Raw genomic sequence first — 18,601 nt, forward strand, 5'->3', positions numbered from 1 at the left:
ACGGCATTACGAAGATTTAATGTGCACTGCACAATGGATGTGCAACACGGGCTGAATCCCCATCCGACGGCTTGCGAGCCATCGCCTTCCGGCCTGAGACGACCAGAATGTGCGCGTCTCGACCTATTTGAGCATCGGCCAAAGCGTCGCCGCCAGCAGCGCGCCCATGGCGATGTTGAACCATTTCAGCCGTACCGGGTCCGACAGGAAACCGCGCAGCGCGGTGCCGAACCCAGCCCACACCGAGACGCTCGGCAAATTGACGATGGTGAAGGCCACAGCGATCAACACCACCGACAGGAACGGGTGCTCGGCATTGGCATAGACGGCCATGGCGGTGATCGCCATCACCCACGCCTTGGGATTGACCCACTGGAATGCAGCCGCCTCGATGAAGCGCATCGGCCGCGCCTTCGTCTCGCCCTTGCCGGTCAGCGTGCGCGACATGGCGATCTTCCAGGCGAGGTACAGAAGATAGGCGCCGCCGGCGATCTTGAGCGCGGTATGCAGCGCCGGAAACGCCGTCAACACAGCGCCAAGGCCAAGACCGACGGCAAGCAGCAGCACGAGGAAACCCATGCTGATGCCAAGCATGTGCGGAACGGTTCTGACGATGCCGAAATTCACGCCCGATGCCAGAAGCATGAGATTGTTCGGCCCCGGCGTGATCGAAGTCACCAAGGCGTAGACAAGCAGGGCAAGGAAAGCGTCAAGCGACATGGATATCCTCCCCGACAAGTCAGGATCGTTGTCTTTTCTAGGCAACCCGCAAAGGCCCACGGACGGCCCACAGCGGGGCCAGAAGCCTCACTGTGGAAGCTGGCTGGCGCGCCCGGCGCCAGCACCGAAGGCCTACATCGCCTGCGGGCCGCGGTTCAACGCCGCCACGCCGGTGCGGCAGATTTCGACCAGGCCGAGCGGCTTCATGATGGCGATGAACTGATCGATCTTGGAGCCCTTGCCGGTGATCTCGAAGATGAAATGCTCGGTGTTGGCGTCGATGACGCTGGCGCGGAACGCATCGGCCAGCCGCAGCGCCTCGACCCGGGCCTCGCCGATGCCGGCGACCTTGACCAGCGCCAGTTCGCGCTCCAGCGGCCGCTCCTGGCCGGATTCATGCGAGCGCACGGTCAGGTCGACGACGCGGTGCACCGGCACGATGCGCTCCAGCTGGTGCTTGATCTGCTCCAGCACATGCGGCGTGCCGCGCGTCACGATGGTGATGCGCGACAGGTGTTTTTCATGCTCGGTCTCGGAGACGGTCAGGCTCTCGATGTTGTAGCCGCGCCCGGAAAACAGGCCGATGACCCGGGCAAGCACGCCCGGCTCATTGTCGACCAGCACGGAAAGCGTGTGGTTTTCCGGCTTTTCCGTTTCCTTGGCGATAAAATAGGCCGAACCGGTCGGTTGTAGCTGTGCGTTCATGACATGAATCTCGATTTCAAGCTCTTGAGCTAATTCGTTGTTTGCGCAGGGCTTTCTCGCGACAGCCCTGCCTTGGTTCTGCCGGCTACACCAGTTCCCTGCCCTTGGCGTCGATGGCATTGGCCACCGCCTCGTCGGTCGCCTCGTCGGGCAACAGCATCTCGTTATGCGCCTTGCCCGACGGGATCATCGGGAAGCAGTTGGCGAGCGTCGCCACGCGGCAATCGAACAGCACCGGCTTCCTGACCGAGATCATCTCCTTGATCGCGTCGTCCAGCTCGTCCGGCTTTTCGCAGCGAATGCCGTGGCCGCCATAGGCCTCGGCCAGCTTGACGAAGTCCGGCATCGCCTCGGTATAGGAATGCGACAGCCGGTTGCCGTGCAGCAACTGCTGCCACTGCCGCACCATGCCCATATACTGGTTGTTGAGGATGAAGATCTTGATCGGCGCATTGTGCTGCACCGCCGCGCTCATCTCCTGCATCGTCATCTGCACCGAGGCGTCGCCGGCAATGTCGATGACCAAAGCGTCGGGATGCGCGATCTGCACGCCGAGTGCTGCCGGCAGGCCATAACCCATCGTGCCCAGCCCGCCCGACGTCATCCAGCGGTTCGGCTTCTCGAAACGATAGTGCTGCGCCGCCCACATCTGGTGCTGGCCGACCTCGGTGGTGATGTAGGTGTCCATGCCCTTGGTCAGTTCGTAGAGCCGCTCGATGGCGTATTGCGGCATGATCACGTCGTTGTTCATCTTGTAGGCGAGCGAGTCGCGCGCACGCCATTTGGCGATCTGCTCCCACCAGGGGTAGAGCGCCTTCTTGTCGGCCTTGGCGCTCGCCCGCCACAGCCGCACCATATCCTCCAGCACCCGGCCGACATCGCCGATGATCGGCACCTCGGTGTGGACGTTCTTGTTGATCGACGACGGATCGATGTCGATGTGGATCTTCTTCGAGTTCGGCGAGAAGGCGGTCAGCCGACCGGTGATGCGGTCGTCGAAGCGCGCGCCGATGCAGATCATCACGTCGCAATCATGCATGGCCATGTTGGCTTCATAGGTGCCGTGCATGCCGAGCATGCCCATCCAGTTCTTGCCCGATGCCGGATAGGCGCCGAGGCCCATCAGCGTCGAGGTGATCGGGAACCCGGTGAGATCGACCAGTTCGCGCAACAGATGGCTCGCTTCCGGGCCGGAGTTGATGACGCCGCCGCCGCTGTAGATGATCGGCTTCTTGGCGCCCGCCATCAACTCGACCGCCGCCTTGATCTTCTCCAGGTCGCCCTGGACCTTTGGCTGGTAGCTGGTGCGTGGCGCGATCTGCGGCGGGACATAGAATCCCTTGGCGAACTGCACATCCTTCGGGATGTCGACGACGACCGGACCGGGACGGCCGGTGGTCGCGACATGAAAGGCCTCGTGGATGGTGGCGGCGAGCTCGTTGACGTCCTTCACCAGCCAGTTGTGCTTGGTGCAGGGGCGCGTGATGCCGACCGTATCGCATTCCTGAAAAGCGTCCGAGCCGATCAGCGAGGTCGGCACCTGCCCGGTCAGGCAGACCAGCGGGATCGAATCCATCAACGCGTCCTGCAGCGGCGTCACCGCATTGGTGGCGCCCGGGCCGGAGGTCACCAGCATCACGCCGGCCTTACCGGTCGAACGCGCATAGCCTTCCGCCGCATGGCCGGCGCCCTGCTCATGGCGCACCAGTATGTGCTCGACCTCGTCTTGCTGAAAAATCTCGTCATAGATCGGAAGGACAGCGCCGCCGGGATAGCCGAAGACATGCTTGACGCCATTGTCCTTCAGCGCCTGCACCACCATTTCGGCGCCCGTCATCTCGCGCCGCTCGTTCTGTCCGTTGCTCATCGGTCTGGTCCCGTACTGTCGCCATTGGGCGTTTGCTGGTCGTTTAGTCGTGTTTCAGGCAATAAAAAAGGCCCCCGAGGGAGCCTGTGTCTTGCGCATGGGGGGTTTTCGCCCGGCGGTTACACCGCCTTGCCCACGCGCTTTCCTACGAGAATGAGTGCTGTTTTCATGGTGGCGGACACTAAGGGCGGGCAAGGCGACCTGTCAACGGGAAAAATCGCACCGGCGCGCACAGCGTGCCGGCGCGATTGAGGCGATCAGCCCGGCGCCTTGCAGCGGGAAACGCGCGGATCGCAGTTGGACACCTTCCTCGCCTGCATCTTCGCTGGCGGATGGTGAGGTGCCACCCTTGCCGGGCCATGGTGCTGGGGCACGTGCATTGCCATCGCCTGCTGATGCGGCTTCTGTTGCCCGGCACCGCGTGCAGGACGCTGCCCCGAGACCGGCTTGGCCGACCCCGGTTTGGCCGACGATTTGACAACGATACGTCCATCGCCCGCGGTCCTGTCGGCATGCAGCTTGAGCGCATCGGCCTTCGCGCCGTTGCCGGCGGCCATCCGCTTGCGCACAGTGTTGCCAGGCTTCACGACGGCTGGATTGCTCGCTGTCACAGCGCTCGGAGACGTGGCCTTGTCGCCGCTCGCAATCTTGGGGCCATGGCCCGCCACGATTTGCCCGTTCCCATTGGCCGCCTTGGCGGCAGGCATTGCATTGCCGGCAAGCTTCTTGATTTCGGCGCCCCTGGAAGCATCGAGACGTGCACTGGCAAACACGCCTTTGGGCGGAGGAACCAGTTTTGCCGCCTTGATCGATTCCATGACGGGCTTCGGGAGTTGCTGCAGCCGGGGTCCGGCATTGATCGCAACCACCTGGTTGCCAAGCCGCACGCGTGGCGCATTGTTGACCGCGACCGTCTGGTTGATGAATGTCGTGTTGCGCACGATGACGACGTTCTCCTGAACCGGCCGCACCACCCTGACCAGATCCACCGCGCCGATCGCCGCCACCGGCACGAAACACCACCAGGCGTCGTCGAAGGCGGCACCGACGTCGGGCGGCGCCGGAGCCCAGCCGACATCATTGCCGCCCTGACGCCAGACCACCCAGGCTGGCGCCCATTGATCGCCGGCGATCCACACCCAGCCGAAATCGGGATCATACGCCCAGCGGCCATAGTGATAGACGACATCGCCGAATGGCTCGGTGGACTGCCAGTACCAGCCATTGTCAGTCCAGACCCACCTGCCTTCGGTGTAGGGCCGCCATTGGGTACGCACCGAGGGAACCCAGACATCGCCGAAGCGGCTGGAGGTTCGCCATCCGCCATAGTTCGAAAGCCTTTCGCGGACGGTGACGGAAATTTCCGCCGCATGCGCCTGTGTTCCGGGCAGCACCAGCGGGCCGGTCAGCGTCGCACTCAAGGCGATGACCGCGGCCATTGCTGCAGCACGTCCACGCCGGCCGAGAAAGTGGCGTGAAGACGCTTGGAAAAAGGATATGATAATCATAACGGGCTCCAGAGTTCCGCATCCAGAAAATCCCAGGAACCGCCCTGCTGCCCGCCACCGCTTCCCGGCTTCTCACCGATCGGTTGTCATCGTCCCCGGTGACCGCATTGCGGCATTTGACCATCAACTTTGCGCGACCGGCGCGGCATTCACAAATGGGACGGTCGTTTCCGGCGCCCGGGCGATTGCGAAACCGCCGGGTGATCCCATTTTGCGAATAAACCATTGAAACCGCTGGAAACTATGGTGGGGCGTGACGAGGGCCGCCATCTCTGACGATACTTGATCGTCCGGCGGCAAGCCCGTCGGAGCCACCACCATGACGATCTGGATTTCACGGGAGGAAACCTGATGCTCGACAAGCCCTCTAGCAAGAAACTGTCTGACGTACTCGACCAATTCGGCGCCGCGCTTGCTGCCAATGACATCGAGAAGGCGGTCGATTGCTTTCAAGAAGATTGCTACTGGCGCGACCTCGTTACCTTCACCTGGAACATCAAGACCATGGAAGGCCGCGACCAGGTCCGCGACATGCTGAAAAGCCAGTTGTCGAACACCAGGCCATCGCACTTCGCCATCGCCAAGGGCGAGGACGCGACCGAGAGCGGCGAACTGATCGAGGGCTGGATCAGCTTCGAGACGGAGGCGGCACGCGGCTTCGGCCATATCAGGCTGAAGAACGGCAAGATCTGGACGCTGCTGACCACCATGGCCGAACTGAAAGGCCACGAGGAGCCGGCAGGCTTCGCGCGGCCGATGGGCGCCAGGCACGGCTCGGGCAAGAACCGTCCGACATGGAAGGAAGAGCGCGAGAGGGAAGCCGCCGAGCTCGGCTTCAAGACGCAGCCCTATACGGTGATCATCGGTGGCGGCCAGGGCGGTATCGCGCTCGGCGCGCGGCTGCGGCAGCTTGGCGTGCCGACCATCATCATCGAGAAGAACGAGCGTGCCGGCGACAGCTGGCGCAAGCGCTACAAGTCGCTCTGCCTGCATGACCCGGTCTGGTACGACCATCTGCCCTATATCGATTTCCCCAAGAACTGGCCGGTCTTCTCGCCCAAGGACAAGATCGGCGACTGGCTGGAAATGTACACCAAGGTAATGGAGCTGAATTACTGGTCCTCGACCGAGGCCAAAAGCGCTTCCTATGACGACAAGACGAAGGAATGGACCGTTGTCGTCCACCGTGACGGCAAGGACATCACGCTGAAGCCGAAGCAGCTGGTGCTGGCGACCGGACAGTCCGGCAAAGCCAATCTGCCGAAATTCAAGGGCATGGAGACCTTCGAGGGCGATCAGCACCACTCGTCGAAGCATCCGGGTCCCGACGCCTATGCCGGCAAAAAGGCCGTTGTCATCGGATCCAACAATTCCGCCCATGACATCGCTGCCGCACTTTGGGAAGCCGGCGCCGACGTGACCATGGTGCAGCGCTCGAGTACCCATATCTCCAGGTCCGACACGTTGATGGAAATCGGACTGGGTTCGCTCTATTCGGAGCAGGCGCTGCAGAATGGCATCACCACCGCCAAGGCCGATCTCATCTTCGCTTCGCTGCCCTACAAGATCCTGCACGAGTTCCAGATCCCGGCCTATGCCGAGATGAAGAAACGCGATGCGGCATTCTACAAGGGACTGGAAAAGGCCGGTTTCATGCTCGACTGGGGCGACGACGAGTCCGGCCTGTTCATGAAGTACCTCAGGCGCGGCTCTGGCTATTACATCGATGTTGGCGCATCGCAGCTGGTCATCGATGGTTCGATCAAGCTGAAGAGCGGCGTCGACGTCGAAGAGATCAAGCAGCACTCGGTTCTGCTCAGCGACGGGTCGGAACTGCCTGCGGACCTCATCGTCTACGCCACCGGCTACGGCTCGATGAACGGCTGGGCCGCCGATCTGATATCGCGCGAAACCGCCGACAAGGTCGGCAAATGCTGGGGCCTCGGCTCGAACACCACCAAGGATCCCGGCCCCTGGGAAGGCGAGTTGCGCAACATGTGGAAGCCTACACAGCAGGAAGCGCTGTGGTTTCACGGCGGCAACCTGCACCAGTCACGCCACTATTCACAATTCCTGGCGCTGCAGCTGAAGGCCAGGCAGGCCGGCTTGGCGACGCCGGTCTACGGGCTGCAGCAGGTGCATCACAAGGGGTAGGCGAGCGCGATTCCGGCGAAGCCGGAAGAAAGGAGGCAGGGCTTGCACCCTGCCTCCTTCCTTTGAGGGAATTACGCCGGCTTACCCGCCGCGAATTGCGTCACCACCCGCTGCAACAGCGGCACGTAATCGCGAAACGTCCGCGTCTTCATGTTGGCAATCTTGCCGCTCTCGTCCCAGATGCGGACCCGGACCGCTTCCTCATGGAACGGGTTCTTGCGGAACTCGGCCACCTCCTCGGCATTCATCGGCCCACCCTGCAGCGACAGCGTATGCACCGAGGCCTGCGACAGCTTGCCGAAATAAGTCGGATCGGTGGCGCAGAGATAGCGCTTGGCGGCGACATGCAGCCTGACGCATTCGACGATGACAGGTGGAAAGAACGGCGCCAGCACTTCGCCGCCGGCTTCGTCATGATGCTTGTCCTCGACATCCTCGGGCGAATAGGTGCCGAACTCGCTGGTGTAATGGCCAATGTCGTGCAGCAGCGCCGCCGCCACCAGCTCGTCCGGCGCGCCGTCCTTTTCGGCGAACCAGGCGCCCTGCAGCATGTGCTCCGACATGGTGACGGGTTCGCCGAGGTAGGATTCCGCACCCCGGCGCTCGAAGATGTCGGCAATGAATTCGACGATATTGTCCGCGTTCAAATCCTGGCTGCTCATTCCGCCGCCTCCTTGAACCCGTGTTCTATCGACGCGAGCGTCGACAGCAGGCCATCCTTGTCGGCGTAACAGCCCTGCAGCCAGCGCTTGCCGGTTCCGGAAAACGCCTTGCGGGCGTGCATGACGCGCGTGTTGTCGACGATGAAAGCCTGCCCCGCTTCGAGCTTGAACGTCACTTCGAAGGATGGATCCTCGATCAGTTCGGCGAACCGGCGGTAGGCCGCGTAGTACGCTTCCATGTCGGCGAAGGGCACGTCGACCGTCGGCGCCAGCGAGCGGTTGTTGAAGCGGATGCAGATCAGCTCGCCATCGGGCCCGAGCTCGATCATCGGCCGCTTCGCCTGCAGCCGCACACCGGAAGAGCCGGCATATTCGAAGCGCGCCGGGCATGAGCTCAGCAGCCGGAAGCCTTCCGGGTTCTCAGCCTGCAGCGCAGCCGCGACGGCAAATCCGTCGACGACGCTGGATTCGCCTCCCTCAACCGTATTCTCGATGCAGGACAGGATCTGCAGCGTCGGCACGGGGTCGCGATAGGGATTGTCGGTATGCGCCTGGAGCCCGAGATTGGTGTAGGCGAGATTGCTCGGATTGACCTCGGCGCGCACTTCGAACCAGCGGCCGTAATTGGTCTCCCTGATATAGCCGAACAGATCGGACACCTTGCACAGCACTCCGGATTCGGCCGGCAGATCGTCCATCACCGCAAAGCCATAGGTTTTCACCGCCGACAGCCATTGCCCCAGCACAGCGCGATCGCGGCTGGCCGCAGCATAGCCGGCGCGCGGCACCGAATTCTGCATCGAGGCCTTGGTCCATCGCACGGTGGCCTCGTCTGTCCAGCCGGGCTGGCGGGCCGCGTCACGATCATAGGCATTGGCGCTCAGCCATGCCGCCGGGAAACTCACTGTTTTCTGCTCCGGCACGAAGCTGACTTCCAGGGCACCGCCCTTGACCGATGCCGCGCCGATCCTGGTGTCGGCGGGAATGTCGAGGATGGTGATCAGCCGTTGGCCATTGCCGGCGCTGCGCGTCTTGTCGTCCAGCGCATTGTCGCGCAGCCACATGGCGTGAAAGCGGGTGCGCGACCCGTCCTTCCAGCCAAGTTCGATTGTTCTGCCTTCGTCGCCGATCAGCGCCTGGGTGAGCATGGAGATCCGTTCCTGTCCATTGCGTCCCCCGCAGCTGACCCGCAGGGTTTCGATTGCATGTTGATCGCGCGAGAGGCATAATTCAAATTATCCTTTTTGGCCAATGACCACGATATACTAATGTCTCGAACCACACCCCTGCCGCCGCTCGACTGGCTGCGCAGTTTCGAGGCTGCGGCGCGGCTGTCGAATTTCACCGCTGCGGCAGCCGAGCTTGGCCTCACCCAGGCGGCCGTCAGCCAGCACATCCGGTTTCTCGAGGAGCGGCTGAAGACACGTTTGTTTTCGCGGCTGGCGCGCGGCGTCGCCCTGTCGCCGGAGGGGGCAGCCTACCTCCCCCACATCCAGTCGGCCTTCGCCACCATCGGCAACAGCACCGCGGAACTGTTCGAGCCGCGCGCCGTCCAGACCGTGACCATCCGGGCGCCGATTTCCTTTGCCTTGCTGATGCTGGTTCCGGCGCTGCCCGATCTCGCGAAGGCACTGCCGCGCATCCAGCTCGACCTGGTGACGATCCATCGCCCTACCGATTACGACCTGCCGGGCTCGGTGCTCGATATCCGTTTCGGCAACGGATCCTTCCCCGGCCGCGAAGCCGACAGGCTGACCGCCGAGCGGCTTCTGCCGGTGGCGGCTCCGGGTCTGGTCGGCGACGCAGACTGGACCTCCTTGCCGCTGCTTCTGGTTGCCGGCGCGCGCGAGATGTGGGCGGAATGGTTCGCTGCCGCCAGGCTGGCCGGCCATCCCAGGCGATCGCACCGCTTCGACAGCTTCGTTGCCGCCATGGAAGCGGCCAAGGCCGGCGCCGGCGTGCTTTTGGGCTCGCGGCCGCTGGTCGATGCGGCGCTCGACAGCAAGACGCTGGTCAGGCTTTCCGACTTCGAACTCTCCAGCACATCGGGCCATTTTCTGACCAAGGCGTCGACAGCGCGCCTAACCGGCGCCGAGCAGGATTTCCGCCAGTGGTTGCTGTCGCGCCTCTCCGCGCCGGCATGATTGGTTACGAGATTTGCCCGATTCGCTTCCAGTAGATCAGCGTGCCGGTCAGCCCGCCATGCGGCTTCAGGGCATAGTCCGGTATCTCACCGGCCAGCGTGAAGCCCAACCGCTCATAGAGGCCTGAGGCGCCCTCCTCGGTTGCCGTGTCCAGAACCAGCAGCGTGCGGCCCTTCTCCACCGCAAGGCTCTCGGCGGCCCGCATCAGGCGCGTTCCCACGCCCCTGCCCCGGTAGTCTGTGCGTGTCATCAGCTTGGCGATCTCGGCCCGGTGCGGCTGGTTGGGCGGACAGTCGAGCAGCAAGGTCACGGTGCCGACCAGGTTTTTGCCGTCCCAGGCGCCAAGCATCGCTCTTTCGCCCCTTGCCGCCGCGGCCAGCGATTTCTCCCAGAAACCCCTCGCCGCCTGCGGCGCCAACGGATGCATGAAGCTGACCGAACCGCCTGCCGCCACCGTTGCGACCAGCAATTCGGCCAGCCCGTCCTGCGTCTCGGCAGCCGGGGTCAGGGTTGCGATCTCGATCGAGTTCATGTGCGGGATATCCTGTGATTGCGATAGAAGCGGGCGCATTGCCGTCACTCCAGATGGCGCGCGCGGCGACGCTTTCGCGCCGCCTTGATGGCGCTGATGCGGTCGGCATCTTCGTGCCCGAGGTGCCGCCCGCGCTCGAGAATCTCGAGCGTGTACTCCTCGTAGGTCAGGCCAAGCCGCTCGGCTCTGTCCATGCGCAACAGCATGACCTCGTGGCTCGGCGCCTTCCACGCCTTGGCGTGCGCTGCCTGCCAGGCCAGGAAGATATAGGGATCGCCCGTGCCCCATGGCGGGCCCTTGTACTCATCGAGAGGCGGCCCCCCATTGTGGGAGCGCTTTGGTCTCTTTGCCATTGTGTCAGCCTCTGACCAGGGCGACCAGATAGTCGGCGCCGGGCTCCAGGGCATGGAAGGTGCAGTCCGACGGCGCCCCAAGCGCCAGGCAGTCGCCGGGCTCGAGCTTGTGCGCCATATCGCCTTCGATGAATTCGAGCCGCCCGGAAATCAGCCATATCTGTTGCTTGATGAAGGCGTATGAAGCAGCCGGAAAACTGACCCTGGCGCCCGCCGGCAGATGCACCTTGATCAGTTCCAGCGGCATATCGCCAGCCGGCGAAAGATGCCGCCTGACATAGCCGGTATCGGGATCGCGCCATACCGGCTGGTCGGCCTCGCGCAGCAGCCCGCCGCCCTGCAGCTCGGCGCGCGCGATCAAGGTCGACAGCGTCATGCCGAAGGCCGACGCGATGCGCACCAGAAGCGCCGCCGTCGGGCTGGTCTTGCCTCGCTCGATCGTGCTGAGCATCGCCTTCGAGACGCCGGAATGCTCCGCCAGTTCGGCCAGGGACCAGTCACGCATGACCCTTTCGGCGTGTATCCTGCGGCCTATCGTCGAGGAAATTTCGTTCGCTATATCATCCATATGTCTATTATAGCGAAATATTGACGCCGGAGAAGAGCCGCCTTGCGACAATTTTCACAGGCCCCTTAATGCTCTCTACACCATCCGACCTCATCGGGCCTTAACCCCATTCGGGTAGGATCGACTCTCCAGGGAAATGGGGATTGGCCTGTCCATGTATGTCGAACGCGAAGCCTCCGTGGGGGAACCGACCTCGCAGGAGCGCCGCCAGACCGAGCAGAACGACAAGCGCATCCTCGGCAATGTCGTGCAATGCGACGGCGCTCGCGCCACCATCAGCGCCTATGCGGACGATGCCGACGGCGCGGTGACCGGCCTGTGGACAGTCGGCAAGATGATTTCCATCAATCTCGGATCGACGCGAACCGTCGGCCTTGTCTACGCGATCGGCAAGTCGGACCGCGCCTGGAGCAATGAGGGCCAGAACGCCATCGAGGTCAGCATCGAGCTGATCGGCGAAGTCCGTGACGGTGCGGAGCCCGGCGCCAGACCGGTCTTCGACCGCGGCATCACCACCTATCCGCATATCGGCGCCGTTGCGCATCGCATCCGCACCCGCGACCTGCAGGCGGTCTATGACCTTGCCGGGCGTCATTCGATCACGATCGGCACGCTCGCGCAGGACGAGACGATCGCCGCCAACATCGCTATCGACGATACGCTGGCGCGTCACTTCGCCATTGTCGGCACGACCGGCGTCGGCAAATCCACCGCCGTTTCGCTGCTGCTGCGCAAGTCGATCGCGGCACGGCCGGATCTGCGCATCCTGATCCTCGACCCGCACAACGAGTTCGCGGCATCGCTGCCCGAATACTGCGTCAGGGTCGATTCCAAAACTTTGGATCTTCCGTTCTGGATGTTCACGCTGGAGGAATTCGCCGAGGTGCTGTTCCGGGGCCGCGAGACCGAGCCGGAAGAAATCGATGCCTTGCGCGACCTGATCCCGGCCGCCAAGAATCTCTACCGCAACCCGAATTCGGGCTCCTATATCAGGCGCGGCAGCGATGCGCTGACCGCCGATACGCCAGTGCCTTACCGCATCGCCGACCTGCTCAAGCAGATCGATGAGCGCATGGGCATGCTCGAAAGCAAGACCGATCGCCCGACGCTCAAATCGCTGAAGACGCGCATCGAATCGGCGGCGGCCGATCCACGTTATCGCTTCATGTTCAACTCGCGCCTGATCGAGGACACCATCCACGAGACGATCGGCAACATCTTCCGCGTGCCGCATCATGGCCGCCCCGTGACCTGCTTCGAGATGGCCGGCATGCCGTCCGAAGTGGTCAATTCCGTCTGTTCGGTGCTGGCGCGCCTGGCCTTCGATCTCGCTCTGTGGAGCGAAGGCAAGCTGCAGCTTCTGTTTTTGTGCGAAGAGGCGCACCGCTATATGCCGGCCGACCCGCGTCTCGGATTCGCGCCGACCAGGCATGCGCTGTCGCGCATTGCCAAGGAAGGCCGCAAATATGGCTGCTATCTCGGCGTCGTCACCCAGCGCCCCGGCGAGCTCGACCCGACCATCCTGTCGCAATGCTCGACCTTCTTCGCCATGCGGCTTGCCAATGAGCAGGACCAGGCGATCATCCGCTCGGCGATTGCCGACTCTTCTGCCTCGACGCTTGCCTTTCTGTCCTCGATGGGCCAGCGCGAAGCCATCGCCTTCGGCGAAGGCGTGGCGACGACCATGCGGCTGAAGTTCGAAAAACTGCCGAGCCACCTGCTTCCCGGCACCGCCAAACGCGAAGAGGCCACGTCGAAGCCGGGCGACGATGTCGATCTGGTGGCGATCGTGGAACGATTGCGCAACGTGCCGAAATCGACGCAGCAGGCGATGGCCTTCGCCGAGGTCGTGGATTCAGGCCGCCAGGCCGGCGACCCCGACTACCGCAAGCCACCCGCCGCACGCCCGCCATCGGACGACGATTTCGACATGCGCTACGGCCTCAAGCCCGCAACCTTCGGCCTGCGCCCGCAAAACGATTGAGCTTGCGACCCGGCTGTTCTGCCGGCCGATTGAGAAGCCGCGCTAAGCTCGCGCCCTGCCTGGACCGCTTGGGTAAATCCCGTCAGGGAATTCGTCAGGCTGAGTCGGGTGGTGCTGTTTTCGAGAACCGAAGCGGAGCGGACATTTGAGTCCGTGAGGATCGGAAGCACAGAAAACGGCGCCAGACGGCCAGCTTCACGAATTCAGGGACGGGATTTTAGGCGCAGACGCGGTTGCGGCCTTGCCTCTTCGCCTCGTAAAGCTGGCGGTCGGCGCGGCGATAGAACTCTTCCGCTGTTTCCTTGCGGTCCCAGACGGCTAGCCCGACGCTGGTGGTGATCTTGAGGCGGACATTGCCCGACAGCACCGACATGTTGGCGATCGCCTTGCGGATGCGCTCGGCAAACTTGCCCAGAAGCTCGGCGTCCATGTTGGGCGTGACCACGGCGAACTCCTCGCCGCCCAATCGCGCCACCACATCGTGGTAGCGCGTCATATCCTTGAGACAGCTCGCGACCGCCTTGAGCACCTCGTCGCCGACGTCATGGCCATGGGTGTCGTTGACCTGCTTGAAATGGTCGAGATCGAGGATCATCAGCCCGACAGGCTTTTCGATGCGCCGGAACTCCTCGAGATACTGCTTCAGCGCATCATCGAAATAGCGCCGGTTCTGCATGCCGGTCAGGCCGTCGGTCAGCGCCGCATGCTCGAGTGTTTCCGACCGCGCGCTGAGCGAGACCGTCATGGCGCGCAGCTTGCCCTCCTCCGTCGCCTGTTTTCGAATCAGCGGATAGATGAAGAAAATGCCGAAGAACAGCGCGGTGGCCAGGAGCACGCCGGTCGCGAACAAGAGCTTGTTGAGATAGATGACCTTGTCCAGACCCGAAGCCGTATGCAACTCGTCGGCGAAGGACTGCAGAAGTCCATAAGCATGCAGCGTCACCAGGCCGGCGGCCAGGATCACGAATATAAAGACGAAAAACGCTGATTCCGCCTTGTGGAAACGCATCTGCTCCCCATTGGAAAAGTGCCCATCGACCTTATGGCATGGGCGGGCTTACGGAGGGTTAATTTGGACAACCACAACGGGAACCTTTCCTTGCAGGTAAACTTTTCAGGTTGCATCGGAAGCAAGCGCTGAGATCGTGGTTTCCAGATCATCACCGGGGTGCAACCTCAGCCATTCCGGCCCCAATTGATGCCTGAACCAGGTGGTTTGCCGCTTGGAATATTGCCTGGTCGCGATCTTGGCGCGTTCGATTGCCTCGGGAAAGCCAATCCCTCCGGCCATCGCCGCCTGCAGTTCGCGAACGCCGATCGCTTTCATCGCCGGCAATTCGGGATCGAGGCCAAGTGCCGCAAGCCGCTTGACCTCGTCCAGCGCGCCCTTGTCCAGCATTTGGCCGAAGCGTTTGTCGATGCGTCCGACCAACGCCGCCCGATCCGGCTCGATCACCAGGAAACGCGCGCTTTGCCTGTCGATGAGCGGCTGGCCGCGCTCTGCCTGCCATTCCAGGATCGAACGGCCAGACGCATCGAGAACCTCCAATGCCCGCACGATGCGCTGGCTGTCGGTTGGCTTGAGCATCATGGCGGCCGCCGAATCCTCGCGCAGCAGCAGGCTGTGCAGCTTGACGGCGCCCTGCTCCTTCAATTCGTAGCGCCAACGGTCGCGGACCCGTTGCGGAATGTCGGGCATTTCCGAAATGCCCTCGGCTAATGCGCGAAAATAGAGCCCGGTGCCGCCGACAAAAATCGCTGTCCGTTCGGAGAATGTGCCGTCGTCGATCAGTTTCATCACGTCGCGCAGCCAGGCGCCGGTGGAATAGGGTGTCGCCGGATGGACATGGCCGTAGAGGAAATGCGGTGCGCGGGCGAGGTCGGCCGCCTCCGGCCGGGCGGTCAGCACGTCGAGCACCGAATAGCCCTGCATGGAATCCGTATTGACGATCACGCCACCCCTGCGCTCGGCCAGATCGAGCGCAAGCGCCGACTTGCCGCTGGCGGTCGGCCCGGCTATCAGGATCGCGTTCTTCACGCGGCCCTTGCCCGCCTGCCCGCCGGAATGTTCCATGCCGCTCATCGCCACGCTTGTTTCCCGTCCCACTGAACGCGCTTTGTCGCTGTCGCTTGCGAATATGGCCTCACGGTCGGTCGGCGCAAGCGCTGTTGTCTGGCTGGCCGAAGGTATCGCCTGCGATCTCGTCCTGCCTGAGGCAGCCGACGCCGCCGCCACGAGTGCCGTCTTGCGCACGGCACTCGCCAGCGAGGCGGTCGACGTGATCGTCCAAGAGGCCGAAACCCGCCGCAAGAAAATCCTGATCGCCGACATGGATTCGACCATGATCGACCAGGAATGCATCGACGAGCTGGCCGACGAGATCGGCGTCAAGGATCATGTTGCCACGATTACCGCGCGATCCATGAATGGCGAGATCGCCTTCGAACCGGCTTTGCGCGAGCGGGTGGCGTTGCTGAAGGGCCTCGACGCCGCCGTGGTCGATCGCATCGTCGCCAATCGCCTGACGCTGGCCTCGGGCGGCCGTGTTCTGGTCCGGACCATGCGCGCCAACGGTGCCTGGACGGCACTCGTGTCTGGCGGGTTCGAGGTCTTCACGACGCGAATCGCCGCAATGCTCGGCTTCCAGGAGAACCGCGCCAATCGCCTGCTCGAGCAGGACGGGCGCTTCACCGGCCTGGTCGGCGAACCTATCCTCGGCCGCGCCGCCAAGGCCGACGCGTTGATCGAAATTTCAGCGCGCCTCGGCCTGACGCCCGCCGACGCCATTGCCGTCGGTGACGGCGCCAATGATCTCGACATGATCCGCCTTGCCGGTACCGGTGTCGCGCTTCACGCCAAGCCGACGGTGGCGGCACAGGCCAAGGTCCGCATCGATCATGGCGACCTGACCGCGCTGCTCTATATGCAGGGCTACAGGCAGGAGGACTTTGTGCAATGAAACCAATGCGTACCGAGCGCCTGATCCTGCGCAACTGGGAGGATCGCGACCGCGACCTGTTCCACCGCATCAACTCCGACGACCGGGTGATGGAGTTCTTTCCATTCCGCCGTGACCGTGCCCAGGCGGATGCCAAGATGGACGAGCTCCGGGCCTGGACCACGAACGACGGATACGGTTTTGCTGCCGCCGAGATCACCGCCACCGGTGAATGCATCGGCTTCATCGGTCTCCTCGACACCGATCATGTGCCATCCCTGCCAGCCGGCACCATCGAGATCGGCTGGCGGCTGGCACCTGAGTTCTGGGGCAAAGGCTATGTCACCGAGGCAGCCGAAGCGTGGCTGGCCTACGGCTTCGAGACGCTTGGCCTCGATGAAATCGTGTCATTCGCCGTCGCGGCCAACCGCCGCTCCACCGCCGTCATGCAACGCCTCGGCATGAGCGCGGATCCGTCCGGCGATTTCGACCACCCCAGCATTCCCGACAGCCATCCGCATCTCAAACGGCATGTCCTCTACAGACTGTCGCGCCAGGACTGGCAGGCAAGAAAAAGGGCAGCTCGCTAGCCGCCCTTTTTTCAGTGTTGTCGTGTTGTCGATCTTCCGGACCTCAGTCCATCCTGATCGTCACGAACCTGAGCTCGCCGGTCTTCGAGGCCAGCATCAGCAACGCATTCTTGCGCCCCTGTTCCTTCAAGGCGCCGATCCGGTCCATGACGTCCTTGGGGGTAGCAACCGATTCCTGTGCGATCTCGGTGATCACCTCGCCGGGCTGGATGCCGCGTTCGGCGGCGGCCGAGTCCTTGGTGACGTCGGTGATGACGACGCCCGAAACATCGGCCGCAATGCTGAACTTCTTGCGTGTCTCGTCGTTCAGTTCGCCGACCGTCATGCCGAGCACCGAGGCAGTGGAAACGGCCGGAGCCTTGTCGCCCTTGTCCTGATCGGTGTTGCCCTCCTCGGCGTTGGCGGCCTTCTCGCCATCCTCGAGCCGGCCGAGGGTCACTTTCACCGTCTGTTCAACGCCCTTGCGCACGATCAGCACGTCGACCGCCTTGCCGACGGGGCTTTCGGCGACGACACGTGGCAGGTCGCGCATCTCATGGATATCCTTGCCGTCGAACTTGATGATGACGTCGCCGGCCTGGATCGTGCCATTGTCGACCGGGCCGCCCTTGATCACGCCGGCAACCAGCGCACCCTTTGCGGTCGCCATGCCGAGGCTTTCGGCGATATCGTCGGTCACCGGCTGGATGCGCACGCCGAGCCAGCCGCGCCGCGTCTCGCCGAACTGGCGCAACTGGTCGACGACACCGGACGCGAGCTGCGACGGGATGGAGAAGCCGATGCCGATCGAGCCGCCGGATGGCGAGATGATCGCCGTGTTGATGCCGATGACTTCGCCCGCGCTGTTGAACAGCGGTCCGCCGGAATTGCCGCGGTTGATCGCGGCATCGGTCTGGATGAAGTCGTCATAGGGGCCGGAATTGATGTCGCGGTTGCGGGCCGAGACGATGCCGACCGTCACCGTGCCGCCGAGGCCGAACGGATTGCCGATCGCCATCACCCAGTCGCCGACGCGCATCTTGGTGGAATCGCCAAACTTTACCGCCGTCAGCTTGTGGCCTTTCGGATCGACCTTGAGCACGGCGACATCGGTCTTGGTGTCGGTGCCGACCAGCGTCGCCTTCAAGGTGACGCCATCGGAGAAATTGACCTCGATGTCGTCGGCATCGGCAATGACATGGTTGTTGGTGACGACGATGCCTTGCTCGGCATCGATGACGAAGCCGGAGCCCAGCGACTGCACCTTCTGCGAGCCGTTGTCCTTGTCACCGCCGCGGTTCTTGAAGAAATCGTCGAAGAAATCCTGAAAGGGCGAACCCTCGGGCAATTGCGGCATCGGCACCGCGCCCGGGCCTTCGGTACCCTTGACCGTCTGCGAGGTCGATATGTTGACCACCGCGCCGAGCAGGCCTTGCGCCAGATCGGCGACCGAAGCGGGCCCATCGGCGGCAAATGTCGGCGCCGTGAAGGACGGGACAGCGACGGCGCTGACAAGAAGTGCCGCCGCGCCGGCGATGAATGTCCGCCGCGCCGCGCGCAAAATTGTATTGGATGTCATCGAGAAGCCTCCCGGTATTCTTGAAAAGAAAAGCGCTTCGACGAAAACGCCGCGTCACGCCATGTTGGCAAAAAATACGGCACGTTTGCGGCTATGACTATCGGCAGAGGATAAATCATCGCCGCCCTCATGCGCCTCGTACCAGCCAGACGATGCCGACGCCGATCGCGATCGCCGCCAGCCCGGCAATCCGCAGCGCGTTCTCGGGCAGCGACAGCACTTCGGTGGCAAGCTTCCTGGCCAGGCCGGGAAAGCCGCCATAGACCAGACCCTCTATGACGAGGACGAGGCCCATGGCGGCAAGAAAATCCTGCACC

General features: G+C 63.2%; 18 protein-coding genes. 5 read left to right on the plus strand and 13 right to left on the minus strand.

Translation table 11 applies throughout. From position 1 onward, the window contains the following. Positions 1–123: 123 nt before the first annotated feature. The 4 genes from AC0L2D_RS01855 to AC0L2D_RS01870 form a co-directional block, all read right to left on the minus strand. Positions 124–720 carry a LysE family translocator gene (locus tag AC0L2D_RS01855; RefSeq protein ID WP_473540216.1) on the minus strand — a complete coding sequence of 199 codons (597 nt, stop codon included), beginning with the start codon at positions 718–720 and terminating at the stop codon, positions 124–126. 132 nt (positions 721–852) lie between these two features. Next, the gene (gene ilvN, locus AC0L2D_RS01860) at positions 853–1,425 is read right to left on the minus strand and encodes an acetolactate synthase small subunit (protein ID WP_013531048.1); all 573 of its coding nucleotides are present in this window, start codon (positions 1,423–1,425) and stop codon (positions 853–855) included. Between the two features lie 85 nt (positions 1,426–1,510). Next, positions 1,511–3,292, minus strand: a complete 1,782-nt coding sequence (locus AC0L2D_RS01865; RefSeq protein ID WP_082826477.1) for an acetolactate synthase 3 large subunit — start codon at positions 3,290–3,292, stop codon at positions 1,511–1,513. A 257-nt stretch (positions 3,293–3,549) separates the two neighbouring features. After that, positions 3,550–4,731, minus strand: a complete 1,182-nt coding sequence (locus AC0L2D_RS01870) for a DUF6600 domain-containing protein (RefSeq protein WP_473540217.1) — start codon at positions 4,729–4,731, stop codon at positions 3,550–3,552. Positions 4,732–5,151: 420 nt separating this feature from the next. Here AC0L2D_RS01870 and AC0L2D_RS01875 point away from each other — a divergent pair, with 420 nt between their 5' ends. After that, positions 5,152–6,954 (plus strand): NAD(P)/FAD-dependent oxidoreductase, encoded by a 1,803-nt coding sequence (locus tag AC0L2D_RS01875; RefSeq protein ID WP_063172441.1) that lies wholly within the window; start codon positions 5,152–5,154, stop codon positions 6,952–6,954. Positions 6,955–7,025: 71 nt separating this feature from the next. Here AC0L2D_RS01875 and tmpB read toward each other — a convergent pair whose 3' ends face one another. Next, the gene (gene tmpB, locus AC0L2D_RS01880; protein ID WP_013531044.1) at positions 7,026–7,616 is read right to left on the minus strand and encodes a (R)-1-hydroxy-2-trimethylaminoethylphosphonate oxygenase; all 591 of its coding nucleotides are present in this window, start codon (positions 7,614–7,616) and stop codon (positions 7,026–7,028) included. Continuing rightward, a complete protein-coding gene (gene tmpA / locus AC0L2D_RS01885) occupies positions 7,613–8,764 on the minus strand; it encodes a 2-trimethylaminoethylphosphonate dioxygenase (protein WP_473540218.1) in 1,152 nt (383 codons plus the stop codon). The genes tmpB and tmpA overlap by 4 nt, the downstream gene beginning before the upstream one ends. A 120-nt stretch (positions 8,765–8,884) precedes the next feature. On the opposite strand from tmpA, the gene AC0L2D_RS01890 reads away from it, so the two are divergent. Continuing rightward, complete coding sequence (locus AC0L2D_RS01890; protein WP_063172444.1) at positions 8,885–9,760, plus strand: LysR family transcriptional regulator; 876 nt, start codon at positions 8,885–8,887, stop codon at positions 9,758–9,760. A 4-nt stretch (positions 9,761–9,764) separates the two neighbouring features. Here AC0L2D_RS01890 and AC0L2D_RS01895 read toward each other — a convergent pair whose 3' ends face one another. The 3 genes from AC0L2D_RS01895 to AC0L2D_RS01905 are packed head-to-tail and all read right to left on the minus strand — an operon-like array spanning position 9,765 to position 11,213. Continuing rightward, on the minus strand, positions 9,765–10,292 hold the full coding sequence (locus tag AC0L2D_RS01895) for a GNAT family N-acetyltransferase (protein ID WP_063172445.1): 528 nt from the start codon (positions 10,290–10,292) through the stop codon (positions 9,765–9,767). A 44-nt stretch (positions 10,293–10,336) separates the two neighbouring features. Beyond that, positions 10,337–10,645: a hypothetical protein gene (locus AC0L2D_RS01900; protein ID WP_013531040.1), complete on the minus strand. Its 309-nt coding sequence runs from the start codon at positions 10,643–10,645 to the stop codon at positions 10,337–10,339. Between the two features lie 4 nt (positions 10,646–10,649). After that, positions 10,650–11,213: an XRE family transcriptional regulator gene (locus AC0L2D_RS01905; RefSeq protein ID WP_027160588.1), complete on the minus strand. Its 564-nt coding sequence runs from the start codon at positions 11,211–11,213 to the stop codon at positions 10,650–10,652. A 154-nt stretch (positions 11,214–11,367) separates the two neighbouring features. On the opposite strand from AC0L2D_RS01905, the gene AC0L2D_RS01910 reads away from it, so the two are divergent. Further along, positions 11,368–13,197 (plus strand): ATP-binding protein, encoded by a 1,830-nt coding sequence (locus tag AC0L2D_RS01910; RefSeq protein ID WP_024501408.1) that lies wholly within the window; start codon positions 11,368–11,370, stop codon positions 13,195–13,197. 217 nt (positions 13,198–13,414) lie between these two features. Here AC0L2D_RS01910 and AC0L2D_RS01915 read toward each other — a convergent pair whose 3' ends face one another. Both AC0L2D_RS01915 and miaA read right to left on the minus strand, forming a co-directional pair. Next, the gene (locus tag AC0L2D_RS01915) at positions 13,415–14,206 is read right to left on the minus strand and encodes a GGDEF domain-containing protein (RefSeq protein ID WP_473540219.1); all 792 of its coding nucleotides are present in this window, start codon (positions 14,204–14,206) and stop codon (positions 13,415–13,417) included. A 105-nt stretch (positions 14,207–14,311) separates the two neighbouring features. Then, positions 14,312–15,280: a tRNA (adenosine(37)-N6)-dimethylallyltransferase MiaA gene (miaA, locus tag AC0L2D_RS01920; protein WP_473540220.1), complete on the minus strand. Its 969-nt coding sequence runs from the start codon at positions 15,278–15,280 to the stop codon at positions 14,312–14,314. Here miaA and serB point away from each other — a divergent pair. Both serB and AC0L2D_RS01930 read left to right on the plus strand, forming a co-directional pair. After that, on the plus strand, positions 15,270–16,157 hold the full coding sequence (gene serB, locus AC0L2D_RS01925) for a phosphoserine phosphatase SerB (RefSeq protein ID WP_473540222.1): 888 nt from the start codon (positions 15,270–15,272) through the stop codon (positions 16,155–16,157). The genes miaA and serB overlap by 11 nt on opposite strands. Further along, positions 16,154–16,726 carry a GNAT family N-acetyltransferase gene (locus AC0L2D_RS01930; protein WP_127385238.1) on the plus strand — a complete coding sequence of 191 codons (573 nt, stop codon included), beginning with the start codon at positions 16,154–16,156 and terminating at the stop codon, positions 16,724–16,726. The genes serB and AC0L2D_RS01930 overlap by 4 nt, the downstream gene beginning before the upstream one ends. Before the next feature lie 43 nt (positions 16,727–16,769). On the opposite strand, the gene AC0L2D_RS01935 is transcribed toward AC0L2D_RS01930, so the two are convergent. After that, a complete protein-coding gene (locus AC0L2D_RS01935; RefSeq protein ID WP_013531033.1) occupies positions 16,770–18,284 on the minus strand; it encodes a DegQ family serine endoprotease in 1,515 nt (504 codons plus the stop codon). A gap of 127 nt (positions 18,285–18,411) precedes the next feature. After that, complete coding sequence (locus AC0L2D_RS01940; protein WP_013531032.1) at positions 18,412–18,600, minus strand: DUF2065 domain-containing protein; 189 nt, start codon at positions 18,598–18,600, stop codon at positions 18,412–18,414. Position 18,601 lies beyond the last annotated feature (1 nt).

Source organism: Mesorhizobium sp. WSM4833 (assembly GCF_055811095.1).

Coding starts and splice junctions, on each gene's coding strand:
- AC0L2D_RS01935 (WP_013531033.1), bottom strand. CDS start 18,284: ATGACATCCAATACAATTTTGCGCGCGGCGCGGCGGACATTCATCGCC.
- AC0L2D_RS01865 (WP_082826477.1), bottom strand. CDS start 3,292: ATGAGCAACGGACAGAACGAGCGGCGCGAGATGACGGGCGCCGAAATG.
- AC0L2D_RS01895 (WP_063172445.1), bottom strand. CDS start 10,292: ATGAACTCGATCGAGATCGCAACCCTGACCCCGGCTGCCGAGACGCAG.
- AC0L2D_RS01855 (WP_473540216.1), bottom strand. CDS start 720: ATGTCGCTTGACGCTTTCCTTGCCCTGCTTGTCTACGCCTTGGTGACT.
- serB (WP_473540222.1), top strand. CDS start 15,270: ATGCCGCTCATCGCCACGCTTGTTTCCCGTCCCACTGAACGCGCTTTG.
- ilvN (WP_013531048.1), bottom strand. CDS start 1,425: ATGAACGCACAGCTACAACCGACCGGTTCGGCCTATTTTATCGCCAAG.
- AC0L2D_RS01890 (WP_063172444.1), top strand. CDS start 8,885: ATGTCTCGAACCACACCCCTGCCGCCGCTCGACTGGCTGCGCAGTTTC.
- AC0L2D_RS01905 (WP_027160588.1), bottom strand. CDS start 11,213: ATGGATGATATAGCGAACGAAATTTCCTCGACGATAGGCCGCAGGATA.
- AC0L2D_RS01875 (WP_063172441.1), top strand. CDS start 5,152: ATGCTCGACAAGCCCTCTAGCAAGAAACTGTCTGACGTACTCGACCAA.
- AC0L2D_RS01870 (WP_473540217.1), bottom strand. CDS start 4,731: ATGGCCGCGGTCATCGCCTTGAGTGCGACGCTGACCGGCCCGCTGGTG.
- tmpB (WP_013531044.1), bottom strand. CDS start 7,616: ATGAGCAGCCAGGATTTGAACGCGGACAATATCGTCGAATTCATTGCC.
- tmpA (WP_473540218.1), bottom strand. CDS start 8,764: ATGCTCACCCAGGCGCTGATCGGCGACGAAGGCAGAACAATCGAACTT.
- AC0L2D_RS01910 (WP_024501408.1), top strand. CDS start 11,368: ATGTATGTCGAACGCGAAGCCTCCGTGGGGGAACCGACCTCGCAGGAG.
- AC0L2D_RS01915 (WP_473540219.1), bottom strand. CDS start 14,206: ATGCGTTTCCACAAGGCGGAATCAGCGTTTTTCGTCTTTATATTCGTG.
- miaA (WP_473540220.1), bottom strand. CDS start 15,280: ATGAGCGGCATGGAACATTCCGGCGGGCAGGCGGGCAAGGGCCGCGTG.
- AC0L2D_RS01900 (WP_013531040.1), bottom strand. CDS start 10,645: ATGGCAAAGAGACCAAAGCGCTCCCACAATGGGGGGCCGCCTCTCGAT.
- AC0L2D_RS01930 (WP_127385238.1), top strand. CDS start 16,154: ATGAAACCAATGCGTACCGAGCGCCTGATCCTGCGCAACTGGGAGGAT.